The organism is Chitinophaga sp. (assembly GCF_035761305.1).
Lineage (GTDB): Bacteria > Bacteroidota > Bacteroidia > Chitinophagales > Chitinophagaceae > Chitinophaga.
The window spans coordinates 1-9,132 of the sequence record NZ_DASTRI010000037.1; the positions used below are offsets into that span (position 1 = coordinate 1).

9 protein-coding genes and 1 pseudogene are annotated in these 9,132 nt (G+C 49.6%); 7 read left to right on the top strand and 3 right to left on the bottom strand.

What is annotated here, in order from left to right; translation table 11 throughout:
* Positions 1-242, bottom strand: a pseudogene (locus VFS25_RS03895) (GtrA family protein); the annotation flags it as partial.
* 62 nt (positions 243-304) lie between these two features.
* On the bottom strand, positions 305-1,789 hold the full coding sequence (gene accC, locus VFS25_RS03900) for an acetyl-CoA carboxylase biotin carboxylase subunit (RefSeq protein ID WP_326460806.1): 1,485 nt from the start codon (positions 1,787-1,789) through the stop codon (positions 305-307).
* A gap of 116 nt (positions 1,790-1,905) precedes the next feature.
* Here accC and VFS25_RS03905 point away from each other — a divergent pair, with 116 nt between their 5' ends.
* The 4 genes from VFS25_RS03905 to VFS25_RS03920 all read left to right on the top strand — a co-directional run bounded on the left by VFS25_RS03905 (position 1,906) and on the right by VFS25_RS03920 (position 5,022).
* Complete coding sequence (locus VFS25_RS03905) at positions 1,906-2,565, top strand: heme exporter protein CcmB (RefSeq protein ID WP_326460807.1); 660 nt, start codon at positions 1,906-1,908, stop codon at positions 2,563-2,565.
* Between the two features lie 107 nt (positions 2,566-2,672).
* Positions 2,673-3,335: a cytochrome c biogenesis protein CcsA gene (gene ccsA, locus VFS25_RS03910; RefSeq protein WP_326460808.1), complete on the top strand. Its 663-nt coding sequence runs from the start codon at positions 2,673-2,675 to the stop codon at positions 3,333-3,335.
* The gene (locus VFS25_RS03915) at positions 3,332-3,574 is read left to right on the top strand and encodes a CcmD family protein (protein ID WP_326460809.1); all 243 of its coding nucleotides are present in this window, start codon (positions 3,332-3,334) and stop codon (positions 3,572-3,574) included. The genes ccsA and VFS25_RS03915 overlap by 4 nt, the downstream gene beginning before the upstream one ends.
* Before the next feature lie 29 nt (positions 3,575-3,603).
* Positions 3,604-5,022, top strand: a complete 1,419-nt coding sequence (locus VFS25_RS03920; RefSeq protein ID WP_326460810.1) for a Glu/Leu/Phe/Val dehydrogenase — start codon at positions 3,604-3,606, stop codon at positions 5,020-5,022.
* A 506-nt stretch (positions 5,023-5,528) separates the two neighbouring features.
* Here the strand turns inward: VFS25_RS03920 and VFS25_RS03925 are convergent.
* Entirely contained in the window at positions 5,529-5,975 is a 447-nt protein-coding gene (locus tag VFS25_RS03925) for a type I restriction enzyme HsdR N-terminal domain-containing protein (protein WP_326460811.1), read from the bottom strand.
* A 106-nt stretch (positions 5,976-6,081) separates the two neighbouring features.
* Here VFS25_RS03925 and VFS25_RS03930 point away from each other — a divergent pair, with 106 nt between their 5' ends.
* The 3 genes from VFS25_RS03930 to VFS25_RS03940 form a co-directional block, all read left to right on the top strand.
* A complete protein-coding gene (locus VFS25_RS03930; protein ID WP_326460812.1) occupies positions 6,082-6,852 on the top strand; it encodes an AMP nucleosidase in 771 nt (256 codons plus the stop codon).
* Between the two features lie 58 nt (positions 6,853-6,910).
* Entirely contained in the window at positions 6,911-8,656 is a 1,746-nt protein-coding gene (locus VFS25_RS03935; protein ID WP_326460813.1) for an ABC transporter ATP-binding protein, read from the top strand.
* Positions 8,657-8,746: 90 nt separating this feature from the next.
* The coding region (locus VFS25_RS03940; protein ID WP_326460814.1) for an S-adenosylmethionine:tRNA ribosyltransferase-isomerase at positions 8,747-9,132 on the top strand (386 nt) is incomplete at its 3' end.

A 9,132-nucleotide genomic window follows, 5' to 3' on the forward strand; every position in this document is an offset into this window, starting at 1 on the left:
AAGCCGGTAGGAAAAGTAATGGACAGCGACATGAACAAGGCGGCAATGTGCGGTGTAATGGTTACAAAAGGCAAATGCACCATTTGTTTATGCAGCACAAAGTTATACATAATAAAATAGAGGAAAATATCCAGCGCGGTATTCCCTCCGCCGCAAGCCAGGTAGCGAAAGGTTTGTAACGGCATTAGCCTGGCGAACGGACGGTAAAAGAAATCGATAAACTGCAGTAGAAAATTCCTCATCTCATCATATTATAACTAAGTACAAAGTTAGACCATTTTATCTATCACCCAACCGCAGTCTGTTATCTTAGCGTTTTTCTTTTCTTCCAGCTGCCGTTGGCGATAGCAGCAGGTAACGGCGCCTGTGCGGCCCGGTTCTCCTGCCATAGCTGCGCCGCCAGGATGGCTGCAGCGCGTTTGGCTGCATCATCTTGCCGGCGCAGCACCTCCGGGGCAAAATACTTGCCAATAAAATGTGTATCGAACCGGCCATTGATGAATGCGGGCTGCTGCAGCGCCCAGTGGCCAAAGGAAAGCGTAGTATGAATACCTTTTACCTGGTATTCCTCAATAGCGCGGAGCAGCCGCAGCCGGGCCTCTTCACGGTCGGCGCCCCAGGCAACCAGCTTGGCGATCATGGGATCATAATAAATAGGAATATCCATGCCCGGCTCATAACCGTCATCCACCCGCACGCCGTAGCCCTGCGGGCGTATGTAGGTGGTAAGGGTGCCGGTATCGGGTAAAAAGTTATTGGTGGGGTCTTCGGCGCAAACGCGCAGCTCTATGGCATGCCCGTTTATCTGCAGGCTATCCTGCGTAAAGGAAAGGCTTTCGCCCCTGGCTATACGTATTTGCTCTTTCACCAGGTCCAGGCCCGTGATCATTTCTGTTACGGGATGCTCTACCTGCAGGCGGGTGTTCATTTCCAGGAAATAAAAATCCAGGTTTTCATCTACCAGGAACTCCACGGTGCCAGCGCCGTAGTACTGGCAGGCGTGGGCTACATCCAGCGCACATTTGCCCATGGCCGCGCGTATGGCAGGGGTAAGGCAGGAGGAGGGCGCTTCTTCTATCAGCTTCTGGTGGCGGCGCTGTATGCTGCATTCCCGTTCAAACAGGTACACATAATTGCCCTGCTGGTCGCCCAGCACCTGTATTTCAATATGGCGGGGCGCGCCTACATATTTTTCAATAAATACCGCATCATCTCCAAAAGCATTCAGCGCTTCGCTTTTAGCCAGCCGTATTTGTTCGGCCAGCTCATGCTCGCCGTTTACTACCCGCATTCCCTTGCCGCCCCCGCCGGCAGAGGCTTTGATAAGAATGGGGAACCCCGTTTTTTTCACTACTTCCTGTGCTTCTTCCAGGCTGCGTAGCGGGGTTTCGGTGCCAGGCACCATGGGCACCCCAAACTTTTGCGCCGCCTGTTTGGCCGCCAGCTTGCTGCCCATTATTTCAATGGCATGGGCGCTGGGGCCTATAAAAGTAAGGCCGGCGCCGGCCACTGCCTGCGCAAAACCGGCGTTCTCGCTCAGGAAACCGTACCCCGGGTGTATGGCGTCTGCACCGGTTTGTTTGGCGGCAGCAATAATTTTATCTCCTGATAAATAAGACTGGTTAGAAGGCGCAGGGCCAATGCACACCGCTTCATCTGCATACTGTACAAACGGCATGGTACGGTCTGCCGTGGAATATACCGCCACTGTTTGTATGCCCATTTCCCTTGCAGAGCGCATTACCCGCAAGGCAATTTCTCCCCTGTTAGCAACCAGTATTTTTTGCATCCGTTATAATTGTTAGGGAACGAAGATAATATTTATTAGGTATTAGCCTTAACTGTTGGCAAGTTGGGAAAACCGCGGCTGCCAGCTAACAGCTAATTATTATCTTTGCCGCTCATATGCCTGCATTACATCAAACACTTACCCTTGTTAAAAAAGACCTGGTGCTGGAGCTGCGCCAGAAATATGCATTCTATGGCATATTGCTGTATATTATTTCCACCGTGTTTGTGATTAATATGATGATGGGCAAGCCGGAAGAGCAGATATGGAATGCCCTGTTCTGGGTGGTGCAGCTGTTTGTATCGGTAAACGCCATTGCCAAAAGCTTTATGCAGGAAAGCCGGGGGCGGCTGCTGTATTTTTACTCGGTAGTGCACCCCCGCTGTTTTATTGCCGCCAAACTGTTGTATAACATATTGTTAATGGCCATCATGAGCATTATTGCGCTCGTAAGCTGCATTGTGTTCCTGGGCAACCCCATAATTAAGGTGGGATATTTTATTGGCGTGGTAATGTTAGGCGGCATTAGCCTGTCGCTGCTGTTTACCATGCTGGCTGCCATTGCGGCCCAGGCTAACCAGAACGCCGCGCTCATGGCCATTATGGGCTTTCCTATTATGATGCCCCTGCTGATGATGCTGTCCAGCATCTCCCGCTCTGCCTTTGTGCCGGTGTACCAGCCGGGATTGCTCAACATGTTCCTGCTGCTGGCAGGTATGGATGCGCTGATCATAGGCCTGGCCATGATCCTGTTCCCTTTTTTATGGAAAGATTAAAGAAAGCAGCAGCCGCTCTCCACTGATAAAGGGGTATTAACAACGCTCCCGATTTTGTGGTTAGTGATAAAACCTGTAGGTTTGCCCCCAATATAGTTGACAAAAAAATGGCAAAACATTGGTGGAAGGCGCTGGCAGTAATACTGCTGCTGTATACGATCATAGCCGGGTTCCTGGTAAAGGTGCCGGTCATAGAAAATAACCAGCAATCCACGCGCAACCTCTTCTTTCACGTACCCATGTGGGTATGCATGTACACTTTATTCACTATCTCTGTTGTTAACTCGCTTCTTTACCTTACCAAATACGATCTGAAAAAAGACATCCGGGCCAGCTGTGCCGCCAATGTAGGCGTACTGTTTGGGCTGATGGGGTTTGTAACCGGCTCCCTGTGGGCTACCTATACCTGGGGCAGCACTATTACCAATGATCCCAAGCAGATTGCCACAGCCGTAGCCCTGCTTATTTACCTGGCTTACCTGGTGCTGCGCATGTCTTTTACCGATATTGACAAACGTGCGCGGGTATCTGCCATCTATAACATATTTGCCTTTGCGTTGTTAATACCTTTAACATATATTATTCCCCGCATGGTAGACTCCCTGCATCCTGGCAGCGCCACCAGCCCGGGCTTTAAATCAAAGGACACAGACGGTACATTAATGATGGTATTTTACCCTGCCTTTACCGGCTGGACCCTTCTGAGTATATGGATTTACACTTTATTGGCGCGTTATAAAAGACTAGAGCTAAAAAATATTTTTAAATGATCAACAGAAGAACGTCTTACTTTCTCTTTACCCTGGTCTTACTGTTTACTTCCATGCTGGCCAAGGCGCAGCAGCAAAATACCGAAACCGGCCCTGTGAATGAAATGCTGCGCAGCAATGGCAAAATTTATGTGGTGGTAGCGGTACTGGTCATTATTTTTATCGGCATCATTTTGTACCTCATCCGGCTGGATCGAAAGATTACGAAGCTGGAACACCAACAACAGTCTAAATCATAACCAAAACAATACTTCCAAAACAATTTCTTATGTCGCAAGTTCAGCAGTATAACTTCTTTGAAAGCGTAGAACGGAGCTTCGATAAGGCCGCGCAATTCACCAAATGGGAAAAAGGTATTCTGGAGCAGATCAAGGCCTGCAATGCAGTGTACCGTATTAAATTCCCGGTAAGGGTAGGAGATACCATTGAGGTAATTGAGGCTTACCGTGTACAACACTCCCACCACAAGCTACCCTGTAAAGGCGGTATTCGTTTCAGCGATGAGGTGAACCAGGATGAGGTAATGGCCCTGGCTGCGCTCATGACCTATAAATGCGCCATTGTAAACGTACCTTTTGGCGGCGCAAAAGGGGGTATTAAGATCAACCCACGCAATTACAGCCCTTTTCAGCTGGAGAATATTACCCGCCGCTACACCGCGGAGCTGGTAAAAAAGAACTTCATAGGCCCCGGCGTGGATGTGCCCGCGCCCGACTACGGCACCGGCGAACGTGAAATGAGCTGGATATTAGATACCTACATGAGCCTGCGCCCCGGCGAGATTGACGGCTACGGCTGCGTAACCGGCAAACCGGTATCACAGGGCGGGGTGCGCGGCCGCAAGGAAGCTACCGGCATGGGCGTATTTTATGGCCTGCAGGAACTGTGTAATATAAAGGAGGATATGCAGAGGCTGGGACTGGAGCCGGGGCTCGAAGGGAAAAGAGTGATTGTACAGGGTATGGGTAATGTAGGTTACCACGCTGCCAAGTATTTCCATGAGGCAGGCGCTGTTATAGTATGCCTGATAGAATGGGATGGCGCAATCTATAATGCAAAAGGGATGGACCCCGACGCCGTGCTGAAGCACCGCAATGAAACCGGTTCTATTGTTGGCTTTCCCGGTGCAACCAACCTGAAAAAAAACACCGACGGCCTGGAAATGGATTGTGACATCCTGATACCGGCGGCGTTGGAAAATGTGATCCATAAAGACAATGCACCCAATATCAAAGCCAAAATAATCGGTGAAGCAGCTAACGGCCCGTTAACACCCGATGCCGATGCCATCCTGAACAAAAAAGGCGTAATTGTAGTGCCGGATATGTTCCTGAACGCCGGCGGGGTAACCGTTTCTTATTTTGAATGGTTAAAGAACCTGAGCCATGTACGCTATGGCCGTTTGGGCAAACGCTTTGATGAGAATATGAACATTCACATCCTGAACACGATAGAGGACCTCACGGGGAAAAAAGTATCTGACAAGGAAAGGAAGTTCATTGCCCATGGCGCCGATGAGATAGACCTGGTATATTCCGGCCTCGAAGAAACCATGCACGCCGCTTTGCATGAAGTGCGCGAAATTATGGTTACCAACAGCAAAATACATGATATGCGCACGGCCGCTTATGTTTGCGCCATTGACAAAGTAGGCGCCGCATACGAGCAGCTGGGCATATTCCCATGATGGAACATCATGGGGAATTACGAATTGTTCAATTACGAATTACAAATTGGGCATTGTGTGCTTAGTGGCAGGGGTACTTGTAAATGTAACAGGTATCCGGATTGGAGTGGTAGCGTGACTAAAAAGTAATTGCTTAAATAAAAAAGCCTCCATCATTGCTAAAAAATGATGGAGGCTTTTTGTTATTTACAGTATTCACAAGAACATTTAAACTGCGTTACGCTAATGCCCTGTAACCACTGGTATTTTTAATTCATCATTATTTTCAGCTGCTTGCTCCGCAAAGCGGAACCGGCAACCTTTGTCTTGCGGAGTCGTAATTCCTGATCACAAATACTTTTTCTTCCGCTGCATTTTATCTGTAATTAATAATTCGTAGTTATCTGCGTTAACAGTCACAAATTCCTTTCTTCTGCTGCATTCAATTCGTAATTATTCGTATTCATAAAAATTTTCAATGGCGCTCATGCACCGCTTGTGCGGGGTAGTAATTGAACAATTCGTAATTACCTGTTGTACGCCGGCAGCGCCTCTAAAAACGCCCATTTCCCCTGGTCCGGCTGGTTTACCCCGCAATAAGTATGCACGCCATTGGTAATTACCAGGTACACTGCCTGCAGCACCATGTGGTACCGCGCAATCTGCTCCACGGTCAGCAGGCTTAATGGCACATTCATTTCCTTGCACTCCACAATCATCCAGGGTTGCATGGCACGGTTATACACTACAATATCGCAGCGTTTTTTCAGCTCACCCAGGTATATTTCCTTTTCAATGCCAATGAGCGCACGGGGATATTGTAAACTTTTCACCAGGTAGTTCAGGAAATTCTGTCTTACCCACTCTTCCGGTGTAAGCACAACATATTTTTTACGGTACGCATCAAAAATCAGCTCTTTGCCGCCTTCACGTACCAGCTTAAAATCAGGCGCAGGAAACTCAATGGCGATCATACTGTAAAACTAATATAAAAATGCCGCCGGAAACCCCGAACAGCCGCGGCGATTGAAAAACCGGCAAATCCGGGGGAAAAGGCGTATATTTGCGTGTCAAAAGGCTATGAAAACAAAAGAAGACATTGTAGCTAATTGGCTTCCCCGTTATACCGGGGAAAAACTGGAGAATTTTGGCTCCCACATCCTCCTCACTAACTTTAGCAACTACCTCGCACTTTTTGCAGAATGGAATGACGCCACTGTTGTTGGCCAGGGCCGCCCTATGCAATGTGTAACCGCTAACGACATTACCATCATCAACTTTGGTATGGGCAGTCCCAGCGCCGCCACTATTATGGACCTGCTAAGCGCCATTCACCCCAAGGCGGTGTTATTCCTGGGCAAATGTGGCGGGTTAAAGAAAAAGAACAGTATCGGCGACCTCATTCTGCCCATTGCAGCTATTCGCGGAGAAGGTACCTCCGACGACTATTTCCCGCCCGAAGTACCCGCCCTGCCGGCGTTTGCGCTGCAAAAAGCCATTTCTACCAGTATACGCGAATATGGCTGCGATTACTGGACCGGTACCTGCTACAGCACTAACCGCCGGGTTTGGGAACACGATCTTGAATTTAAAGATTACCTGAAACGCATCCGCGCCATGGCGGTGGATATGGAAACCGCCACCATTTTTTCCGTAGGGTTTTACAATAAAATACCTACCGGCGCCCTGCTGCTGGTGAGTGATCAGCCTATGGTGCCGGAAGGCGTAAAAACAGAGGAAAGTGATAAAAAAGTAACCACCGACTACGTGGAGCGCCACCTGAAAATCGGCATCGACTCATTAAAGAACCTCATTAACAGCCACCAAACGGTAAAGCACCTACGATTTTAAGCCGTAACCGGTTACAGTGCATAGCAGGAATCGTAAATCTAAAATCGTATATTACTGCATGCTGGTGTCTATTCAAAACCTCACCGTTACTTTTGCAGTAGAGCAGGAAGCCGTAAAGGCCGTTAATAATATCTCCCTGGATATTCCTGAAGGCAGTATGCTGGGCATTGTGGGCGAATCCGGCTCCGGCAAATCGGTAACCGCGTTATCCCTTATGCGCCTGGTGCAGGCGCCGGGTAAAATAACGGCCGGCAGCATTTTATATCAGGCGCCCGGGTCGGCCGCGGTTGACCTCTTACAGCTATCTCCCGAAGCAATGCGCACCCGGCGCGGCAATGAAATAGCCATGATCTTCCAGGAGCCCATGACCTCCCTGAACCCCCTGCATACCTGCGGACACCAGGTTGCCGAAACCATTCGCCTGCATAAAGGCATATCCCGTTCAGCAGCACAGCAGCAAACCATTGCGTTATTTCAACAGGTAAAGCTGCCCAACCCCGAACAGCTGCTGCACCGTTACCCGCATGAGCTGTCGGGCGGGCAAAAACAGCGGGTAATGATCGCCATGGCCATCAGCTGCCAGCCCCGGTTGCTGATAGCAGATGAACCTACTACCGCGCTGGATGTTACCGTGCAAAAAGCCATCCTGGAGCTGCTCAAAGAGCTGCAGCAGCAAACAGGTATGAGCATTGTATTTATTACACACGACCTGGGGGTAATTGCTGAAATAGCCAGCCAGGTGGTGGTCATGTACAAGGGCAATATTGTAGAACAGGGCCCGGTACAGGACCTGTTCCGTAATCCGCAGCACCCTTACACGCGGGGCCTGCTGGCCTGCCGCCCGCCCCTGGATAAACAGCTGTACCGCCTGCCTGTTACTGCCGATTTTATGGAAGTAGACGCAGCAGGGCACATCCACGAAAAGCCCTATGCCGTAAAGGAGCTGGTAAGCAACCTGGAAATACCCGTTGCCGAACTGGTGATACGTGAGCAGCAGCTGCAGCAAAGCCCGCCTTTGCTGGAGGTGCGGGACCTGCATACCTGGTTTCCGGCACAACGCAGCCTGCTGGGAAAGGTAAAAGGTTGGGTAAAGGCGGTAGATGGTGTAAGCTTTACCGTGCAGCAGGGGGCCACCCTTGGGCTGGTGGGCGAGTCGGGCTGCGGCAAAACCACCCTGGGCAGAACGTTGCTGCGCCTCATAACGCCCAGCAGCGGCAGCATTATATACAAAGGCAGGGAGCTGAGCACCTTGCCGGCCGCAGATATGCGCGACCTGCGTAAAGATATGCAGATCATTTTCCAGGATCCATACTCCTCCCTGAACCCGCGGCAAACCATTGGCCAGGCCATTATGGAGCCTATGCTGGTACATGGTTTGTACGGCCAGGAGCAGGGCCGTAAGCAAAAAGTGCTGGAGCTGCTGGAAAAGGTGAACCTGCACCCTGAACATTTTTACCGGTACCCCCATGAGTTTTCCGGCGGACAGCGGCAGCGGGTGGTCATAGCCCGGGCATTGGCCCTGCACCCCTCTTTTATTATCTGCGATGAATCGGTAGCTGCCCTGGATGTGAGCATACAGGCACAGGTGCTGAATTTACTGATACAGCTGCGGCAGGAATATGGGTTCACCTACATTTTTATTTCGCACGACCTTTCCGTGGTACGGTTTATGAGCGATCGCATGATAGTAATGAACAAAGGCAAAATTGTGGAAAGCGGGCCGGCGGCCCAGGTATATGACCGGCCGCAAAGCCCATACACGCAGCAGCTGATAGCCGCCATTCCTAAAAACAGGTATGCATAAAGTATTGATTAACAATTTTAGGAATGTTTTTTTGGTATACTTGACACTTATTAATACCTTTGCAACCTTTAAATTCATTCATACCGTAATATGAAATTATCGCAATTCAAGTTCGATCTTCCTTTAAATCTGATCGCACAGCACCCTTCCAAAACCAGAGATGAGTCCCGTTTAATGGTAGTTAACCGTGCAACCGGGAAAATTGAGCATAAGGTTTTTAAAGATATTATCGGCTATTTCAACGACAAGGATGTAATGATGGTAAACAATACCAAAGTGTTCCCTGCACGTTTGTATGGCCGTAAGGAAAAAACCGGTGCTAAAATAGAAGTGTTCCTGCTGCGTGAGCTGAACAAACCGAACCGCTTATGGGACGTGATCGTTGATCCCGCCCGTAAGATCCGTGTCGGTAACAAATTATATTTCGGCGAAAACGACGAGCTGGTAGCAGAAGTGATCGACAATACCACCAGCCG

Bases quoted from the DNA above. Each gene is read 5' to 3' on its own strand.
- accC (WP_326460806.1), bottom strand. From the start codon at position 1,789: ATGCAAAAAATACTGGTTGCTAACAGGGGAGAAATTGCCTTGCGGGTA.
- VFS25_RS03905 (WP_326460807.1), top strand. From the start codon at position 1,906: ATGCCTGCATTACATCAAACACTTACCCTTGTTAAAAAAGACCTGGTG.
- ccsA (WP_326460808.1), top strand. From the start codon at position 2,673: ATGGCAAAACATTGGTGGAAGGCGCTGGCAGTAATACTGCTGCTGTAT.
- VFS25_RS03915 (WP_326460809.1), top strand. From the start codon at position 3,332: ATGATCAACAGAAGAACGTCTTACTTTCTCTTTACCCTGGTCTTACTG.
- VFS25_RS03920 (WP_326460810.1), top strand. From the start codon at position 3,604: ATGTCGCAAGTTCAGCAGTATAACTTCTTTGAAAGCGTAGAACGGAGC.
- VFS25_RS03925 (WP_326460811.1), bottom strand. From the start codon at position 5,975: ATGATCGCCATTGAGTTTCCTGCGCCTGATTTTAAGCTGGTACGTGAA.
- VFS25_RS03930 (WP_326460812.1), top strand. From the start codon at position 6,082: ATGAAAACAAAAGAAGACATTGTAGCTAATTGGCTTCCCCGTTATACC.
- VFS25_RS03935 (WP_326460813.1), top strand. From the start codon at position 6,911: ATGCTGGTGTCTATTCAAAACCTCACCGTTACTTTTGCAGTAGAGCAG.